This window comes from Bacillus sp. FSL M8-0277, from assembly GCF_037975305.1.
GTDB classification, from domain to species: domain Bacteria; phylum Bacillota; class Bacilli; order Bacillales; family Bacillaceae; genus Bacillus; species Bacillus pumilus.
The window spans coordinates 2862673-2881297 of the sequence record NZ_CP150255.1 but is presented as its reverse complement, the minus strand read 5'-3'; the positions used below and the strand labels follow the sequence as shown (position 1 = coordinate 2881297).

At 41.5% G+C, this 18625-nt stretch carries 17 protein-coding genes; 15 read left to right on the top strand and 2 right to left on the bottom strand.

Annotated features, from left to right (window positions below; all coding sequences use genetic code 11):
• Positions 1–46: 46 nt before the first annotated feature.
• The 5 genes from essC to MKZ05_RS14615 all read left to right on the top strand — a co-directional run bounded on the left by essC (position 47) and on the right by MKZ05_RS14615 (position 9422).
• Positions 47–4522, top strand: a complete 4476-nt coding sequence (gene essC, locus MKZ05_RS14635) for a type VII secretion protein EssC (RefSeq protein ID WP_339160445.1) — start codon at positions 47–49, stop codon at positions 4520–4522.
• Positions 4519–7425, top strand: a complete 2907-nt coding sequence (gene esaA, locus MKZ05_RS14630; protein WP_212045496.1) for a type VII secretion protein EsaA — start codon at positions 4519–4521, stop codon at positions 7423–7425. The genes essC and esaA overlap by 4 nt, the downstream gene beginning before the upstream one ends.
• Positions 7415–7900, top strand: a complete 486-nt coding sequence (gene essA, locus MKZ05_RS14625; RefSeq protein ID WP_050944050.1) for a type VII secretion protein EssA — start codon at positions 7415–7417, stop codon at positions 7898–7900. Before esaA ends, essA begins: the two co-directional genes overlap by 11 nt.
• A 99-nt stretch (positions 7901–7999) precedes the next feature.
• A complete protein-coding gene (locus MKZ05_RS14620) occupies positions 8000–8743 on the top strand; it encodes a (S)-benzoin forming benzil reductase (protein WP_212045765.1) in 744 nt (247 codons plus the stop codon).
• A 145-nt stretch (positions 8744–8888) separates the two neighbouring features.
• Positions 8889–9422, top strand: a complete 534-nt coding sequence (locus tag MKZ05_RS14615; RefSeq protein ID WP_212045495.1) for an HD domain-containing protein — start codon at positions 8889–8891, stop codon at positions 9420–9422.
• Here the strand turns inward: MKZ05_RS14615 and MKZ05_RS14610 are convergent.
• Entirely contained in the window at positions 9419–10903 is a 1485-nt protein-coding gene (locus tag MKZ05_RS14610; protein ID WP_212045494.1) for an alpha/beta hydrolase, read from the bottom strand. The two genes, MKZ05_RS14615 and MKZ05_RS14610, sit on opposite strands and share 4 nt — an antisense overlap.
• A 182-nt stretch (positions 10904–11085) precedes the next feature.
• Here MKZ05_RS14610 and MKZ05_RS14605 point away from each other — a divergent pair, with 182 nt between their 5' ends.
• From MKZ05_RS14605 to MKZ05_RS14565, 9 genes are all read left to right on the top strand, one after another.
• Positions 11086–11322, top strand: coding sequence for a YuzF family protein (locus MKZ05_RS14605; protein WP_003213721.1), 237 nt, complete (start codon positions 11086–11088; stop codon positions 11320–11322).
• A 185-nt stretch (positions 11323–11507) separates the two neighbouring features.
• Positions 11508–12611, top strand: coding sequence for an AI-2E family transporter (locus tag MKZ05_RS14600; protein WP_050944047.1), 1104 nt, complete (start codon positions 11508–11510; stop codon positions 12609–12611).
• A 66-nt stretch (positions 12612–12677) separates the two neighbouring features.
• A complete protein-coding gene (locus MKZ05_RS14595) occupies positions 12678–12899 on the top strand; it encodes a spore germination protein (RefSeq protein WP_106029262.1) in 222 nt (73 codons plus the stop codon).
• A 99-nt stretch (positions 12900–12998) separates the two neighbouring features.
• Positions 12999–13220, top strand: a complete 222-nt coding sequence (locus tag MKZ05_RS14590) for a spore germination protein (protein ID WP_050944046.1) — start codon at positions 12999–13001, stop codon at positions 13218–13220.
• Positions 13221–13316: 96 nt separating this feature from the next.
• Positions 13317–13565, top strand: coding sequence for a YueH family protein (locus MKZ05_RS14585; RefSeq protein ID WP_034660684.1), 249 nt, complete (start codon positions 13317–13319; stop codon positions 13563–13565).
• A 27-nt stretch (positions 13566–13592) separates the two neighbouring features.
• On the top strand, positions 13593–14000 hold the full coding sequence (locus MKZ05_RS14580; RefSeq protein WP_050944045.1) for a YueI family protein: 408 nt from the start codon (positions 13593–13595) through the stop codon (positions 13998–14000).
• Between the two features lie 60 nt (positions 14001–14060).
• Positions 14061–14612 carry an isochorismatase family cysteine hydrolase gene (locus MKZ05_RS14575; protein ID WP_212045492.1) on the top strand — a complete coding sequence of 184 codons (552 nt, stop codon included), beginning with the start codon at positions 14061–14063 and terminating at the stop codon, positions 14610–14612.
• A gap of 17 nt (positions 14613–14629) precedes the next feature.
• A complete protein-coding gene (locus MKZ05_RS14570) occupies positions 14630–16099 on the top strand; it encodes a nicotinate phosphoribosyltransferase (RefSeq protein WP_003212630.1) in 1470 nt (489 codons plus the stop codon).
• A gap of 140 nt (positions 16100–16239) precedes the next feature.
• The gene (locus tag MKZ05_RS14565) at positions 16240–17466 is read left to right on the top strand and encodes an HDOD domain-containing protein (RefSeq protein WP_212045764.1); all 1227 of its coding nucleotides are present in this window, start codon (positions 16240–16242) and stop codon (positions 17464–17466) included.
• 30 nt (positions 17467–17496) lie between these two features.
• Here MKZ05_RS14565 and MKZ05_RS14560 read toward each other — a convergent pair whose 3' ends face one another.
• Entirely contained in the window at positions 17497–17850 is a 354-nt protein-coding gene (locus tag MKZ05_RS14560) for an inner spore coat protein (protein ID WP_212045491.1), read from the bottom strand.
• 505 nt (positions 17851–18355) lie between these two features.
• On the opposite strand from MKZ05_RS14560, the gene degQ reads away from it, so the two are divergent.
• Positions 18356–18496, top strand: coding sequence for a degradation enzyme regulation protein DegQ (degQ, locus tag MKZ05_RS14555; protein WP_003213123.1), 141 nt, complete (start codon positions 18356–18358; stop codon positions 18494–18496).
• Positions 18497–18625 lie beyond the last annotated feature (129 nt).

The window sequence follows — 18625 nt, the reverse complement described above, 5'->3', positions numbered from 1 at the left end:
TCGATACAACTGACAGTTGGTGCTGTCCCATGAGGAGGTGGAGCGTTTGAGTCTTCTTTGGGTTTTTTATGAGGAGGATTATCAAACCGTCCGTTTAGACGAGCAGTTCAATCGAGAAGCTGTGATTGGACCTGAAATAGAGCATACGGTGACAATCCCTTCACTTTCGTTTGATGAAGGGGTCATCCGTTTAACTCCTGATGAACCGAATGATGGCTTTTCCATTTATCAGGGTGAAGAGAAGAAAGGCACATTACTTCCACATGAACCATATAAGCTTGGTACACTGACACTTGTTTTAATGGAAGCACATCATGATCAACACATTTATTACCTAGGAAATAGAGTCGAGCTGTCTTTTTCACGTGAGAACAAAGGTGATATTGATGTGTGGAAAGAACAAGCGCATTCCATGTTTCAAGATGCGAGCCAATTTACTTTGGAGAAAATCGAAGGAACTTGGTATGTCATGCCTCAGGACGAAACGATTTATGTGAACGGGCAAAAAATTCACGGTCCAGAGACAATTGATGCTGGAGATGAGCTGTTCTGGAACTTCCTAACGGTGACATTGAAAGAGGATGATTTATTGCAGGTGACTGCATATGAACCATTTCAAACACGTTTGGAAAAAACAAGAGCACCAAGCACAGAAACAAAACAAAAATATCCTTTATATAGACGAACACCGCGTTTAATTTATGATCTGCCAGATGACCGGGTTTCCTTTAGCTTTCCTTCGCAGGAGAGTGAAAATAGCAGCAGAGGGCTTTGGCTTGTTGTCCTCCCGCCGCTTGTGATGCTTCTTGTGATGGGAATTGTCGCTCTTGTCCAGCCGCGCGGGATCTTTATTGTCGTGTCGATGGCGATGTTTATCATGACGTTAATCACATCGTCTGTTCAATACTTTAAAGAGAAATCACAACGCAAAAGAAGGGAAGAGAAACGGCAGCGAGTCTATTCTCTTTACTTAGAAAATAAACGAAAAGAACTGCAAGAGCTCTACGACCGCCAGCAATATATTTTGACGTATCATTATCCGTCATTTGAACAAATGAAGTATTTAACGTCAGAAATTAGCGGCCGAATTTGGGAAAAAACACTGATGAGTGATGATTTCTTGCAGCTGCGTCTTGGGACGGGCGCAGTCCCGTCAAGCTATGAACTATCGATGAGCGGCGGCGATATGGCCAATCGTGATATCGATGACTTAATGGAACAAACGCAGCACATGCAACAGGTCTATCGTGAAGTAAAGGATGTACCCATCACATTCGGTCTTGCCGATGGCCCAACAGGATTGATTGGAAAGCCAGCCATTGTGAAAAAGGAGCTTCATCAGCTTGTCGGACAGCTTGCTTTCTCGCACAGCTATCATGATTTAAGATTTGTCTTTATTTTTCATGAGCAGGAGTATGAGAAGTGGGAATGGATGAAATGGCTTCCGCATTTCCAGCTGCCTCATACATACGGCAAAGGGTTCATTTACAACGAACAAACACGTGATCAGCTGTTGTCCTCCATTTATGAAATTTTACGTGAGCGTGATCTAGAAGAAGAAAAAGAGAAGAAGATCTTTACGCCTCACTTTGTGTTTATCGTGACAAATCATGAGCTCATTGCGGAACATGTGATTTTAGAATATTTAGAAGGCAGCCGAACGGACCTTGGCATCTCCATTATTTTTGCTGCTGAAACAAAGGAAAGCTTAGCTGAAAATATCTCGACGCTTGTCCGTTATATTAACGAGGAAGAAGGAGATATTCTCATTCAGCACAAGAAAGCCGTCCGAATTCCATTTCAGCTTGATACACATGAGCGCGGGGACAATGAGCTGTTTGCCAGAACGCTGAGAACATTAGATCATCAAGTTGGCATGACCAATTCGATTCCTGAAACGGTCTCCTTTCTTGATCTTTTTCATGCCAAACAGGTAGACGAGATTGGTATTCGTGAAAAGTGGCTCACATCAGAAACGGCCAAATCACTCTCTGTGCCAATCGGTTATAAAGGGAAAAATGACATTGTGGATCTGAACCTGCACGAAAAAGCACATGGCCCGCACGGCCTGTTGGCGGGAACAACAGGATCAGGGAAAAGTGAATTTTTACAGACGTACATTTTATCGCTCGCTGTACACTTTCATCCACATGAAGTCGCTTTCCTATTGATTGACTATAAAGGAGGCGGAATGGCGCAACCGTTCCGGAATATTCCTCATTTACTTGGCACGATCACCAATATTGAAGGCAGTAAGAACTTTAGTGAAAGGGCACTTGCCTCAATTAAAAGTGAATTGAAGAAAAGACAACGCTTGTTTGATCAATATCATGTGAATCACATCAATGATTATACGAAGCTCTATAAGGAGAAAAAGGCTGAACAGGCAATGCCTCATTTATTCTTAATCTCTGATGAGTTCGCTGAATTAAAAAGTGAAGAGCCGGACTTTATTAGAGAGCTTGTCAGTGCTGCACGTATCGGCCGAAGCCTTGGGGTTCATCTCATTTTGGCTACCCAAAAGCCAGGCGGGGTCATTGATGATCAAATTTGGAGTAACTCACGCTTTAAGGTCGCACTGAAAGTACAGGATGCGTCAGACAGTAAGGAAATATTGAAAAATAGTGATGCGGCGTCTATTACCGTTACAGGCCGTGGCTACCTACAAGTAGGAAACAATGAAATCTATGAATTGTTCCAATCAGCTTGGAGCGGTGCGCCTTATATGGAGGATGGCTACGGATCAGAAGATGACATTGCCATTGTGACAGATACTGGACTTATTCCGTTATCTGGGGTAAGCACAGAGCCGGCTGTGAAAAAAGAGACAGTGTCGGAGATTTCTGCTGTTGTGGATGAAATTGAACGTATGCAGCAGGAGCTTGGGATTGAGAAGCTCCCAAGTCCTTGGCTTCCACCGCTCGAAGAACGGATTCCAAAATCACGTTACGCGTCGAGTGAAGAGCATGTCTTCCATTTTGCGCTTGTCGATGAGCCAGATCAGCAAAGCCAGCATCCACTTTCTTATCAAATGATGGAGGATGGGAACATTGGGATCTTTGGTTCCTCTGGCTACGGAAAATCACTTGCTGCAACAACACTACTCATGAGCTTTGCGGAGAGATATTCACCTGAAGAATGGCATGCGTATATTTATGACTTCGGAAATGGAACATTGCTTCCGTTGGCCAAGCTGCCGCACACGGCGGATTATTTCTTAATGGATCAAATGAGAAAGATTCAAAAGTCGATGACGCGTCTGCGGGAAGAGGTTGAATACCGCAAGCGTTTATTCAGGCAGCAAGAAATGAGTCATATCAAAATGTACAACGCCTTAAATGAGAAAAAGCTCCCATTCATTTTCATCGTGATCGACAACTTTGACATTGTCAAAGACGAAATGCATGAACTTGAATCTGAATTTATCCAGCTGAGCCGTGATGGACAATCATTAGGAATTTACTTCTTAATTACAGCGACTCGGGTAAACGCAGTCCGTCAATCTCTTATGAACAACTTGAAAACAAAGGTCGTCCATTACTTAATGGATCAAGGAGAGGCGTACTCGATTATTGGCAGACCGAAATTTAGCTTAGAGCCGATTCCAGGACGAGTTATTATCAACAAAGAAGAGCTTTACTTTGCACAAATGTTCCTGCCAGTTGAAGGAGATAACGACCTCGAGCTGTTTGAGCATTTGAAACAAGAGATCCAGCTTCTTCATGATCGCTTTGCATCAGCTGAAAAACCAAAACCTGTACCAATGCTTCCTGATAAACTAACCATTTGGGAGCTAGAAAGTCGCTTAGAAGAACAAAAACAGCCGTATGACATTCCAGTCGGACTAGATGAGGAATCTGTTGCTCCTGTTTACTTTGACTTGAAGAAGAATAAACACTGCCTCATCATCGGTCAAACGCAGCGAGGGAAAACAAATGTGACAAAACTGATGCTTGATCAGCTATTAGCAGCAAAACCTGAGAAGCTAGCCGTCTTTGATTCGATTGATCGGGGTCTCTCTCATTATGCAAAAGAAGAGAACATTGATTACCTTGAAACAAAAGGTGATATCACCGAATGGGCTGAGGAAATAGACCGTTTATTCAAGGTGCGTGAAGAGATGTACGTCGAAGCTGTGCGCCGGGGAGAGACTGATCAGTTGTCGTTCTCTCAAATTGTGCTTGTGATTGATGGCATTACGCGTTTTCAGCAGACAATCGACCCGCGTCTTCAAGATCAATTGGCTGATTTCATGAAGTCATATGCACACCTAGGCTTTAGCCTGATCGCATCAGGAAATCATACCGAATTCAGTAAAGGCTATGATGCACTCACAAACGAAATCAAACAAGTTCGTCATGCCATGTTACTCATGAAAAAATCAGAGCAAAACATCATACCGCTTCCGTATGCAAGACAAGAACCAGATATTCAGCCAGGCTTCGGGTATTTGGTTGAAAACGGGAAAGAGAAGAAAATCCAGGTTCCTTTATGTGCGGTAGAAAGGAAGAGTGTTCAATGACAGAGCAGCAAAAAAGCTCCATCAAAATCGTATCGACCATGATATTGATTCTGGTTCTGCCGGTTTTATTTTTCCACCTTATTGGAGATGATCCGGCAAAACAGAAAAAGAATGCCACACGTAATATTGCTGTGGTCAATGAGGATATGGGAGCGAGCGAAAGTGAAAACACCGCTCGTTTCGGACAGGATGTCGTTGCCGCATTATCAGAGCGTCCAGATTATACATGGACCGTAGTGAACCGCAGTGCGGCGGAAAATGGACTGAAAAGCAGAAAGTATGACGCTGTCCTCTATATTCCGTCTGATTTCTCTAAAAATGTGCTGAGCTATGATAAAGATCATCCTGAAAAGGCATCCATTCAATTTTCCATTCAAGATCAGCTCAATTCAGTCAATAAAGAGAAAGTGCAAAGAGAGCTGGAAAATGCGCAAAAGAAAATGAATGAACAGATGTCAACGTTATACTGGAGCTTTGTATCACAGGAAATCGGCAATGTCAGAGAAGAGTTTGAGCATATTGTCGGTAAAGAAGTCGAATTTCAAAACACGATGTATAACTTCTATAAGCCGAACTCAAACAAACTATCAGACGCTGTTCAGCAGCAGAAGAAACAAATAGAAGAATTAAAAAATGCGATGGCCGATTCGCAGAAACAATATAAAGATGGCCTGAGTACAACAGAAGAAGCAAAGAACCAGTTAAAGGGCTTTGTGAAAGTAGTCGATCAATACCAGCAGTATCAAGACAAACAAAAGGACCTCCTGATCAAAGCGCAATCAACAAACCAAAAACAAATCCAGCAGGGGCTCAAACAGCTTGCTGATATCCAAAACCAAAATGCCCGCAGCTTTAGTGATCAAATGGGTGGACTCAAAACAGACATCAACGGCGTACAAAGTCAGCTAAACACAACGGACAGCGCTATCCAATCTGTTCAAAAGTCGAGAGAAGACGCTATTCCTGATCAATCAAAGGGATTAAAGGAACTTGTGAAGACGTCTCAGGAAGAATTGATTAGTAATTATGAAGCTCAATATCTTGCATACATAGGGGATAAAATTACTCCATTGCAAGAGCAATTGAAAGTTTCGAGAAAGGCATTGCTTGAAGCAGAGAAACCGGAGGATCCGAATGAGGATTCGAATAATCAAGGTGAAGACCAAAAAGACTCGACAGACGATTTGAAAATAAATCTTGAAGAAGAGACGAAGAAATTAACTGAAATCTCAACAGAAATAAATCAAGTGGCAGATGAGTTGTCTGGAAATGAAGAAACGCCACCTACTCCAGAAAATGGTGAAGAAAATCCAGAACAAACTGGGGAAACCAAATCAACGTCAGTTCAATCAAAAGAGCAACTAAAAGCACTATCCCTAAAATTAGAAGAAGTGAAAAAGAATATCGAGGAGAAAACCACAGCTCATAATGATCAATTACAAGGAAAAGTCGATCTTTTGAGTAAAGTATTAAAATCTTTAACAGATAAAATAGATAAACTAGAAGAAAAAATAATAAGAATAGAAACTAGCAACAATAAAAACATAAGTGATATAAAGAAATCCATCATCAAACAAGAATCTGCTATTACAAGAAAATTAGAACGAATAGAAACAACTCAATCTCCATTAAATCGATATACATTGAAAATGGATAAACTTAGAGATTTTAATACAAAATCAGAAAATGCATCAGAATTATTAAAGTATTCAAATGAATTAGTACATTATGAAGCATTACTTAACAGCTTCTATCAAGAGAAGGATCCTTCTTCTTTGGTCGACACCAAACCAGATGAAATCCAGTCCATCCTCTCCATCAAAAAAGAGGAAACAGAAAACTGGGATACGCTCAAAAAACAAATGCTGACGTCAAACGATGATGTGTCTACTTTTATTGATGAGATGCAGAAGTTTTCAGATGGCTATGCAGAATACATTTCGACTCAGCAGGCAAGCATGGAACAGGAATTAAACACAATTTCTGAAAGTGCGGACAATGTTGCGGAGCAAATGGCTGATCAAGGAGATGCAGTGTATACGGCAGACCTTGCAGGCAGTTCTATTGTTGTCAGTGCACAGGATTCAATTGGTCAGGAAGTGCTTCGACTTTCTGAAAATATGAGTTCGTTAACCGACCGCCAAAAAGGGGTGGCGGATTATACGAATAACATTGAAGAGAGTGTGACAACGGTCCAAGAAAAAGCGGATACGCTGAATGAAAACTGGAGCAAGAATGTTCATTCCACGAAGCTTGTTCAGCAAGATTTGAAAGGTATTTTAGGAAACACATTAAGCGATCAAGGCAACAGCAACTATGTGTATAATCACTTAGCCAATCCGCTGAAAATTAGCGGTGATGTACCAGAAGAAAAAACGCAGACTGTACCGCCAGTGGTCATTTTGGTCATTGTGATGATCAGTAGTTTGTTAATTGGCTTTTTCAGCTCGTATTATGCGACAGCTCCGATGCTGGTTAAAGGTGCACTGTTTGGCATCTTAAATCTATTAGTCGGACTCATGATCAGCTTGTTCGGACTGAACATTTACAAGCTTGCAGATGATCAAGCGATTCAGTGGTCCATTTTCACGATTTTACTATTAGTGGCTTGTTCCGCCTTTATTCGCACGGCGTTCCTTTTCGGCTCTATTGCCGGATGGATGGCAGCAACGGCGCTTATTTTCTTCTTTGTCGCACCATTAATTGATTTGGTGATGCCGAATTTCCATTTCACAAATCCAGTGACAGACGTGTACCTGTCCATCCAATATGGAAATGGAGATCACTTTGGAATGGGTGTTATAGGATTAGTGATTTTAACTGTCCTCTTCATGGCCATCCCGCTTGTGACAAAGCTATGGAAAGATAAAACGGAGGAACGTGATGTGACTCATGAGGCTTAATCTGTTCGTGAAAGGGATGGCACTTGGTGTCATGTCCCTTTTTCTCCTCATTCCTGCTGCTTTCGCTGCTGGTGAAGATACGGATACAAATGTCAAGCCGAATGAATATCAAGAAAAAGAACTCAATATTAACTCAAGTATATTGAGGGATCAAACGAAATACGAACAAAGCAAAAAGACATCAACAGTTAAAACAGACATTCATTTTGCTGAACCGCCTAAAACTCCGGGAGGGTCTCTTTCTCCGCAGCTTTTCAGTGATCTAAAAGAGAATCCGCCCAAAACATCAGCTCACATGATGGAAGAGATGAATATCTCTTTTCGTGATGCCGCTGTATCGGCACCTTCTGGAGATGATTATGAGAAGCAGTCATCCGCACTGCTTCCAATCATCTTTGGTTTCTTAATCGTCTTTGGCATCGTTGTGATGGTCATTCTAATTCCAAAGGTGAATGTGAAGGCTGAAAAGAAATAGCCTGTCTCTTTAAAAAGAGGCAGGTTTTTCTTTATGCAGATTGCTTGAAGTCGTACCGTTTCACTACGTAAAATAGAGTTATCGAGGGAGGAGATTGTCATTCGAATTTCAATCGTTACAGGCGGATCAAAAGGATTTGGCCTAGCACTTGTGAACCGGCTGCTCTCACGCGGAGATCATGTGTACACGGCAGCAAGAAGTGCATCACCGATTTCTCATCCGAAGCTTACACATACACAGGTCGACCTGACAGATGAGCAAGCAGCAGCCAAATGGCTTCAAGATTGTCTCACGCCGCCAACACTGACAGCAGCTGATGACATCTTATTCGTCAATAATGCAGGCATGGTGACACCTATCAAGCGTGTGGGGCAAGGCGGACAGGATACGCTTCATCAGCATTATACGCTGAATCTTGTGATTCCTGTTTTGCTGAGCCATGTGTTTGTTAAGCAGACTCAATCATTTAATGGAAAGAAAACGATTGTTCACCTTTCTTCTGGAGCGGCGAAAAATCCATATAAAGGCTGGAGTGCGTATTGCAGCTCAAAGGCAGGACTTGATATGTTTATGAGGACTTTGCATGAGGAACAGCGGGACGAGGCGTATCCAATCAACACGTTTTCATTTTCCCCAGGCACGATTGATACAGATATGCAAGGAGAGATTCGGAAATCATCAAAACAGGACTTCGAACAAATTGATCGTTTTCAGCAATTATATGAAACAGGCACACTGAAGAGTCCAGATGAAGTCGCAGGTATTTTGCTCGATCTTTTAGCGGGTGATCCAGCTGGCGGCTGTGTATACGATGCACGTGAGTATGTGAAAAAGCAGTCATAACGACTGCTTTTTTCCGTCTTGTACAAGCAAAACCGGCCAATTTGACATAAGCTAATCTTGAGACTCATAGAAAATATAACAGAACATTTGAGTTTCTTTTCAGAATATGTTAGGATGCTAAAAATATAGATAAGGAGGGGTCTCCATGAGAAAGGTTACATTAATGGATGTTTACACCCATCCAGTTGCTCAAAAGTATTTAAATCGTTCAGGAAAAGCCCATGCGATTGCTTGTGCTTATCACGCATTCAAGCTGGCGATGAATGCAGGGATTAACCCAGATCTGGCTGTGAAAGCAGCGCTCTTACATGACATTGGCCATTATGAATGGTATACAGCCGGCGGAGAATGGGATTACGAGACATATAGACGAAATGATATTCATGCCATTAAAGGTGCGGAGCGGGCACATAAACTGCTCATACGGCTCGGGGAGGAACCAAAAGCAGCCAAAGATATTGCACTTGCAATTCTGCTTCATACAGATTCCTATTTGCCAGAGGGCGACCTTCATAAGGACACACTTCAACAAATTGTGAAGAAAGCAGATGAAATGGATGAAGAGCCTGGCGGACACCACCATTACAGACAAATAGACGAATCACTCGCAATGAAAAAAATTGCCGATTTGGATCAGAAAGTGCAGCAGGCACTTCAGCCCATGAAACGCTCTGTTTAATATGGAATTTCTCCATGAATCGTTCCGTGCTGATCGACATACAATGTGCGAATAACGGTACGGTTAAACGCAGATGTCCCTGACGCAGTGAGTCCAGTGTAATTTACCGTGACAGAATAAGCACCTTCTTTTTTCAATTGAACGGCTGATGAGGTACTTGTTTTCAATGGATGATCTTTTTTTGCATCTTGAAAGTAAGTGGTTTCCACCGTTCTGCTTAACCGTTTAATCAGACCGCTTGAATGGGTCGATGCATCTCCTGACTTCGAAGCAGCTTCTTTAATTTCTTCATTTAATGGTGAATCAAAGGTTACAAGCAGCAGATAAGGAGCTCTTTTTCCTGAGTTTGATTGAATCGTCCATTTTCCAGGAACGGGTTTATTGATTTTCACATGGTGTGAATATGCGCCTTCATATGGGAAAGATGCTTCCGATGTCTTAAGGTTTGTTAAGACATCTCCATTTGGGGCAATGATTTCGGGCTGCGTCTCCTGCCTTTCATTTAACCACTGGATCGATAAGCCATTCGTTCCTTCCTCTACATAGAACGCTTCTGTTTGATCCTTTTCACTTTCTCCACCTTTCACATAAACATCTGTATTGAGCTCAGCAGAAACGGGCTCTTGTTCCTCTTTATGTTTATTTTCAGCGCTCGCGGCATTTGCCAGCAGCTGATGCTGGAACACAGGAAACATACTTGTGCCGTTTTTGATTGAATAGTGATCCCATTTTCCTGTTAAAATATTGTTTGCATATGATAGTTTTGTGCTGTTTACCGTGACGGCACCATCATTTGTACCAAAGCTCTTTAAATACATGCCGCCTAAATACAGCGCACCGCCAAATGTTCCCCATTCCGAACCAGAGTAGGTGACATATTTATTGGGAAACGCCTCAAGCTGGTCGGTTTCACTTCGAAAAGCCGCCATCAGACCGGTTTGCAAAGAATAAAGCGCGTCGCTTTTTTGTCCAAGAATTTCCGCCAGCCAGCTTCCGCCCTTGCTATACGCTAGATCCGCAAGCGGTGTCCCGTTATGAGGAGAGCCGAGAGTAATGACTTTTTCCACATAGGGATGGGCTTTGAAATACACCAGTGCGGACTGTGTATCGACCCCGCCTTTACTATGACCAATCACAATGAGTTTTCTACCAAACGCATCATAGATTTCTTTGAGCTTTTCCGCTAATAGTTTGCCGTTCTTTTTCATGTCCTGATCTGGGTGCAAATCTATGAATGCGCTTTCGTATCCGTTCAAAACAGCCTGCTTTGCCATATCGTTTCGATTGGACCAAGTGGAGGAGGAGCTGTTAATGCCATGAACAAAAACAAGTGGTGGTTTTGATCCGTCTTTTTGAACGGGCTCTTCGCCTTTAAACCACTTTCCTGGCGTCCCTGGTGGGTCTCCAATTGTCCCTGCATGCGCATAACATGCAGAGGATAGAAAGAGCATGACAGCAACAATACAGATGAGTTTTTTCAAGACAATTCACCTCTTCAAATGTTTTAAATGGTTGGCAGCACCAATCTATTATACTTCTAAAAAATGTAAAAACGTACCAATTGTTAAAATATGGTATTAATGTTGTGGGATTGCCCTGAGTGACATTCACATGGGTTCATGCATACGCTGTGGGTAAATACACAAGTAAAGGGGCGGGTAGTATGGCACAACAAGGAAGTCCACAGCTTGTTTCATTAGTTGATCCATATGTTTATCAAACATTGCAGAAAGTGGTCGGTATGAGATTAATTGTGCAAACAGTGAAAGATACGGTCCGTGGGAAATTGAAGGAAGTCATGCCGGATCATATTGTCATAGAAGCGGGGGCGAAATCAGTTTTTTATGTGCGGATCCAGCAAATCGTGTCGGTGATGCCTGATCACAGTGAAAGAGTGTAACAAGCAGACGCATAGGTGTCTGCTTTTTTTCATGCTTATAGAATGTATATCTAGAAAAAGTGCATGATATACCAATTGTTCTTTTTTTTTCAAAAAATGAGGTTCTAAAAACAAGAAGCAGTTGACAGATGGTGGGTTGAATAGTAGTTTTTTAATAAGATCAATACGTAACAGGAGGAGCATCTTTGTTAAAATCTAAAGTTCATTTTTGGACATTCCAAATATTACTTGTTTTACTCATTGTGTATGTATCAACAAAGGTTTCGTTTTTATTTCAGCCGATTATTTTATTTGCATCAACACTGTTTGTCCCCATTTTGCTGGCGGGTATTCTCTTTTTCATCTTTAATCCAATTGTTCAATTTTTGTCCAAGAAAATGCCTAGGACACTCGCTATCCTGATCATTTATCTCCTGTTCATCGGACTCATCACAATCATCGTCAATGCTGCCGGACCTGTCATTGTCACGCAGTTAGGCGGACTTGTCAAAAGCTTCCCTGGATATGTGACGGACATGCAGAAATTTATCAATGACTTTTCGCATTCTAAAACATTTACTTGGATGATGAGCCAAGATTATGTGTCTGTCTCAAAGTTTGAACAGACGGTCGTTTCGACATTAAAGGCATTACCGGAAAACATTGCTTCAAGCATGTCTGCGGTGTTTGGCGTGATTGCGAATATTGCTTTAGCCGTCATCACAGTTCCATTTATTTTATTTTATATGCTGAAAGACGGGCATAAGTTTCCGGACAAGCTCGTTCAGTTCTTACCAATGCCTTACCGCAAGGAAGGGCTCAAGATCTTCAAAGAATTAAACGACACGCTCGCAGCTTACATACAGGGGCAGATTATTGTCTGTTTGTTTGTCGGAGTCGCTTGTTTTATTGGATACTTATTAATTGGTGTGAAATATGCGCTTATTCTCGGTATTATCATTGCGGTCACAAATGTGATTCCATACCTTGGACCATATCTTGGCGCGGCACCAGCTGTGCTGATTGCCTTTCTTGATTCGCCTGGAAAAGCAGTGGTGACAGTGATTGTGATTCTTGTCGTGCAGCAAATTGACGGAAATGTCATTTCTCCATTGATCATTGGGAAACGCCTGAACACACATCCTTTGACCATTATCCTGTTATTAATTGGGGCAGGAAGCTTTGGCGGTATCCTTGGCATGATCTTTGCGGTTCCTGTCTATGCACTGCTCAAAGCCATCACCCTGAATATTGTCAGATTGGTTCAGCTGCGTCAGCGGTCTCGTAAAGAACAACATTTAAACGTATAGGACAAATGCACAACTTTTCCCTTTTTGCATAAGATGATTGACATAAGCAGATAGGGGGAGATTTTGATGCCTGCAATCGTTGGACCTATTCATATCGAGTCATTAGGAGGAAACGGTGCAGCTACTTTCGGTGATGTACTGGCCATTGCCCCTTTAGCTGTAGACCACTCTACTGGCGGGGCGGGAGCCTTTAATGCCGGTGATTATATGTCTCTTACAAGTGATCCAAATGCGACGATGCTTTGGGACTTCACATTGTTTGGCCAGCCTCAATCATTTAATGCATAGAAAGACAGCTGGTGATCAAATATCAGCTGTCTTTTTTTATTTGTGATACACGTATTGTTGAGCTGGGCATATGATGTGGATAGAAAAGGTGGTGGAGCAATGCCAGCGATTGTTGGACCTATTCATATAGATCGTGTGTACGGAAATGGGGCGGCACATTTCGGTGATGTTTTTGCCATTTCACCAAAAAGTGTTGATCACTCCGCCGGTGGTTCAGGTACCTATAATGCAGGGGACCTCGTCCAATTTTTTAACAGTCCAAACGTCACATTTGTTTGGGATTCTAATCTGATTAGTCAGCAAAAGAGCTTCAATGCGTAGCCAGCTTTGAAAGGGTATTCCTTTTCAGAAGCTGTCTTTTTTTATGGTACAATGGATATGGATGTAAGAAGAAAAAAGAGGTGTGAACAGAGTTAAATGAAAATTAGAAAAGCACACATCACAAGCCGGCAGCCAAAGACCTACAATGTATATTTACATGAAAATAAAAAAGAATATAAAACGCTTGTTGCCGTACCTGATATTGAATGGAGTATTTCCATTGCGTACGAGGACGAAAAAGAGCAGCTGATCCATACGCTCGAGCAATCCTTAATGGAAAGAGCAGAAACAGACGAAGCCCGTGAACTTGCACTAAAGATTGTGCACTGGGTCACAGAAATGTAAATTTTAAAACCAGGAGTGAAAACAGCGATGAAAGAAGAATCCGTAGACTTTTATTTGCAGCAAGGGATATTTGGACATGCTGAAACAAAACCCGATGAACGAAGAATGTTTCTCGGTTCATTAAGGGAACGAGCGCTTCTTGCCCTGACAAAGGGACAGGTATCACGAAATAAACCGTATCAAGAGGTCGAACAAATATTAAAGGCCAACCGTCAGGCCACTGTTCTTTTAAATGGTGAGTTGTCCTATGCTTCTTATTCTCAATATGTGAAAATGGCTAATGCCGCTGGATGTTCCTTTAAAGTGGTGAATCATCATGAGGCACATTCTCCTTTTGGTCTTGTGATAGAGCTGCCGAATGCGGTCAATCAAGAGCACATCTATATAGAAGATGAGTTGTTTCAAAAGGCTTTTTCTCACGAATCTGTTGAATAGGTTTCCCTAGTGAAATGAATAAGCTATAATGAGTCAAAAGAGCATATGGGAGAGATGCGGATGGGCAAAGCATTGATTTGTATTGATTATACCGTTGATTTTGTTGCAGACGATGGAAAATTGACATGCGGAAAGCCTGGACAGGCGATTGAGCCTAAGATCACAGAGATCACTTCTTCGTTTATTGAGGAAGGGCACTTTGTCGTCTTTGCAGTCGATCATCATGAGGAGCAAGACCTTTATCATCCAGAGACAAAGTTATTTCCGCCCCATAATATTCGCGGGACAAAGGGAATTGAACTTTATGGAAAACTAAGTTCACTATTTCACACGTCAAAGCATTTAAAACATGTCTACTATATGGAAAAAACAAGATACTCTGCTTTTGCAGGCACTCAATTAGAAATGAAACTGCGTGAGCGTGGCATCACTGAACTTCATTTAGCCGGCGTATGTACCGATATTTGTGTACTTCATACAGCTGTTGATGCGTACAATAAAGGCTTCGAACTTGTGATTCACGAGAATGCTGTAGCGAGTTTTAATGAAGCGGGGCACGAGTGGGCACTTTCTCACTTTGAGCAGTCGCTTGGTGCGAAAGTGGTTAAGTAAGGGAAGGAGAATGGAAGTTGGAGCATCGGTTTATTGACGACAGTTTATCACTACATACAGACCTTTATCAAATTAACATGGCAGAAACGTATTGGAGAGACGGCATTCATGAGAAGAAGGCAGTGTTTGAACTCTTCTTCAGAAAGCTTCCATTTGACAATGGCTTCGCTGTATTTGCTGGTTTAGAGAAAGCGATTGAGTATTTATCGGACTTCTCCTTTACCGAAAGTGATCTAGCGTATTTAAAAGACGAACTCGGTTATAAAAGCGATTTCATTGATTATTTAAGCGGGTTATCCTTTACAGGCTCCCTTCATTCAATGCGGGAAGGCGAAATTGTCTTTGCAAATGAACCAATTATGCGTATCGAGGCAACGCTTGTCGAAGCGCAGCTAATCGAAACCGCCTTGCTGAATATTGTGAACTTCCAGACGCTGATTGCAACAAAGGCAGCTCGGATTAAAGGAATCATTGAAGACGAGACAGCACTAGAATTTGGAACAAGACGTGCACATGAAATGGATGCAGCAATGTGGGGAGCAAGGGCGGCACTTATCGGCGGGTTTCAGGCGACAAGTAATGTTCGTGCTGGGAAGCGTTTCAACATCCCAGTGTCAGGAACACATGCTCACGCACTTGTACAAGCATACCGTGATGAATATACGGCATTTAAAAAATACGCTGAAACCCATACAGACTGTGTCTTTTTAGTCGATACGTATGATACCGTGAGATCCGGTATTCCGAATGCCATTAAGGTAGCGAAAGAATTCGGAGACAAGATCAACTTTATTGGTGTCAGACTTGATAGTGGTGACCTTGCCTACTTGTCTAAAAAAGCTAGAACGATGCTGGATGAAGCTGGATTCCATGACGCAAAAATCATTGCATCAAGTGATCTCGATGAACATACCATCATGAATTTAAAAGCACAGGGTGCCAAAATTGATGTGTGGGGTGTTGGAACAAAACTGATCACAGCATTTGATCAGCCAGCTCTCGGTGCAGTGTATAAGCTTGTGTCCATTGAAGAAAACGGCAAAATGAATGATACCATCAAAATTTCGTCCAACCCAGAGAAAGTGACAACACCAGGACGTAAACGTGTGTACCGCATTATCAACCAATTGAATCATCACTCAGAGGGTGACTACATTGCGCTCGAAGAGGAAGATGTTCATAGTGAGGATAAGCTAAAAATGTTCCACCCTGTGCATACATTTATCAGCAAATTTGTCACAAACTTTGTGGCGAAGGATCTACATGTCCCGATTTTCGAACAAGGAAAACTTGTATATGACAATCCGGATATTCAAACGATTCAAGCCTATGTGCAGGATAGCCTCGGACTTTTCTGGGAGGAATATAAACGAATCAGCAAACCAGAAGAATATCCAGTCGATTTGAGTCAAAAATGCTGGGATAACAAGATGCAGTTTATCCATGACGTGAAAAATAAAATTAAACTAGAGCTTTATGAAAGCTAACGTTGGAAGAAAAGGAGATCATCCAGTCAGGTGATCTCTTTTTTTATTTTTTCACCGATTCAAATTGAACCATAAGCACAATCATTTGGTATACTGAAAGCACATCTTGTTTGTCATTGCATAAAGGAGGATTGGAGCAGTTGAGGGTGTTTGTTGCGAGACAGCCTATTTTTAACAGAAAAGAACAAGTCGTATCATACGAGCTACTTTATAGAGATAGTGAAACCAATACATATAGCGCTGAAGATGGTGACAAAGCGACAACGGACCTCATTATTAACAGTTTTTTAAATATCGGCATCGAAACATTGACAGAAGGCAAAAGATGCTACATTAATTTCACCGAAAGCTTACTTTCGTCTGATCTGCTCACCTATTTTGATCCGCATCAGCTTGTGATCGAGATATTAGAAAATGTCCCGATTACCCCGGCTCTTATTATGAGATGTAAGGAGTTAAAAAAATGGGGATATACGATTGCACTTGATGATTTTTTTCTAAGCGGATCACATTTCAGTGACAAGTTGCTTGACGAACTCCTCTATTGCATTGATATTTTAAAAATTGACTTTCTAAAGACTACATCGAAAGAACGTAGAAATATTCTACATACCTATAAAAAATATCGACTTCGCTTCCTTGCAGAAAAGGTGGAAACGCGAAGAGAATATGAAGAAGCGCTAGAAGCCGGCTTCCATTTGTTTCAAGGGTATTTCTTTAGTGAGCCGCATGTTATATCAGGACGAGCATTATCAACCAGCTTCCATGCGTACCACCAGCTATTAAATGAGCTGAGCAAGGAACAGCCGAATATCCAGGTCGTGACCCATTTTATTGAAAGTGACCTTTCGCTATCATACCAATTATTAAAAATGCTCAATTCAGGCGGCATGAGACGTCTTTATCAAATCAAAAGTATCCGGCAGGCGATTATTCTGCTCGGGTTTAATGAAATTCGGCGCTGGATCTTTATTCTTTCATTTAAAGAATTGAATGTTCAAGCCAATTCAAGCCAAAAAGAAATTATCAAAATGTCCTTCATTCGGGCGAAAACGTGTGAACTGATTGCGAGTCGTACCGATCGAGAGCATCCAGCCTCTTATATGCTGACAGGTATGTTTTCTCTCATCGATACACTTGTCAGGGCAGATATCACAGAACTTGTGAAAGAGCTGCCGCTTTCTGATGAAGTTGGCGAGGCACTGCTTGGCTATGAAAATGATTATTCATTTGTACTCGGTGTAGCCAAACGGATTGAACGAAATGAATGGGATCATGAGATGTTAGATGGGAATCTCCCGAAGCAAGAAGCCTACGGATGTTATATAGAAGCCATTGAATGGTGTCATAAAATGTTTGAATCGTAAAAGCCGCTCACGTCAGAGCGGCTTTTTTTGTTATGCCCACTGTAAAAGGAGAAAAAGTCTGCTAGAGGCGAGAGACAAGTAGATACGAATGCCTTCTGGACTAAAGCGGATGTCAATACCACTTTTCACACCGATTTGCTTCAGCATTCTGATGACACTTGCCGAATCAGAGCGTTCAGCAGCCTCCATGATGCGCTGTGCAAACGAAAGCGAGCTGGAAATCTGCTGTGTAATAAGTGAAGCATCAGCAACAAGTCGGGCTGATTCCTTTGCGGCTCGTTGAAACGAGTGGGCATCTACTGGAGGAAAAGTCATAGGTGTGCGTGGATATGCAAGGCTCATTGCGGGACCTTGCAAAGCAGGATAAGGAACATAGTAAAACACATGGTCACCTCTTCTCTCATTGACGTGAAATTGGACGGATATCTGTTCTAAATGTATGTAGAAAATCAGAATAAAGAATCAAAATGATCTTTCTATCTTTATAAATCCAACATAAAAATAGGTACTTTTGCGGTCAATTTCGGTGAATGTCGCCAAAAAATTGCGGTGTCCACAATGGGGTCTGTCGTCTGACCTATAACACGCAAAACCGAGGTTATAGAAGGGATCGTATGTTCTATTGTGAGAGAAGTGTGACGAATGATGCCTATTCTTGTTGCATTAGTGACACAATTCCTTTGAAATTAAGATAAAAGTATGATTTGAAAAGTCAGAAAATGATGAAAAAAGACCTATTGAATTTTGCGGTATCACGCACACATTTTGTGCATACTTTTCGGTGAAAAAATACTCAATTACATTTACACTGTTAGTAATAGATCAAATACTTATGACCCAATCACCATACACAAATACATTGATCTTCCAAAAAAGGAGAGTGGAATCGATGGAAAAGTATGAAATCGAAGAACTTAAACAATTATTATGGAAACTTGAAAACGAAATTAGAGAAACAACGGCTTCTCTTCATAACATTAACAAAAGCATTGATCAATACGACAAATATGAATATGTGAAAATTTCTTAAAGACTTGATAATCATCAAGTCTTTTTTTTATCCAAATACATACAAAAAAAGGATATATTATTATATAATTGTTAAATAGTGATGTCAGTGGACATTTGCTCATGTCTTTTTAGTAAAATAAAAGGCGGA

What these genes read in the sequence shown, in the direction of transcription:
- MKZ05_RS14590 (WP_050944046.1), top strand. Translation starts at nt 12,999, where the DNA reads ATGCCAGCGATTGTTGGACCTATTCATATAGATCGTGTGTACGGAAAT.
- essA (WP_050944050.1), top strand. Translation starts at nt 7,415, where the DNA reads ATGAGGCTTAATCTGTTCGTGAAAGGGATGGCACTTGGTGTCATGTCC.
- MKZ05_RS14615 (WP_212045495.1), top strand. Translation starts at nt 8,889, where the DNA reads ATGAGAAAGGTTACATTAATGGATGTTTACACCCATCCAGTTGCTCAA.
- MKZ05_RS14605 (WP_003213721.1), top strand. Translation starts at nt 11,086, where the DNA reads ATGGCACAACAAGGAAGTCCACAGCTTGTTTCATTAGTTGATCCATAT.
- MKZ05_RS14580 (WP_050944045.1), top strand. Translation starts at nt 13,593, where the DNA reads ATGAAAGAAGAATCCGTAGACTTTTATTTGCAGCAAGGGATATTTGGA.
- MKZ05_RS14585 (WP_034660684.1), top strand. Translation starts at nt 13,317, where the DNA reads ATGAAAATTAGAAAAGCACACATCACAAGCCGGCAGCCAAAGACCTAC.
- MKZ05_RS14595 (WP_106029262.1), top strand. Translation starts at nt 12,678, where the DNA reads ATGCCTGCAATCGTTGGACCTATTCATATCGAGTCATTAGGAGGAAAC.
- MKZ05_RS14575 (WP_212045492.1), top strand. Translation starts at nt 14,061, where the DNA reads ATGGGCAAAGCATTGATTTGTATTGATTATACCGTTGATTTTGTTGCA.
- esaA (WP_212045496.1), top strand. Translation starts at nt 4,519, where the DNA reads ATGACAGAGCAGCAAAAAAGCTCCATCAAAATCGTATCGACCATGATA.
- degQ (WP_003213123.1), top strand. Translation starts at nt 18,356, where the DNA reads ATGGAAAAGTATGAAATCGAAGAACTTAAACAATTATTATGGAAACTT.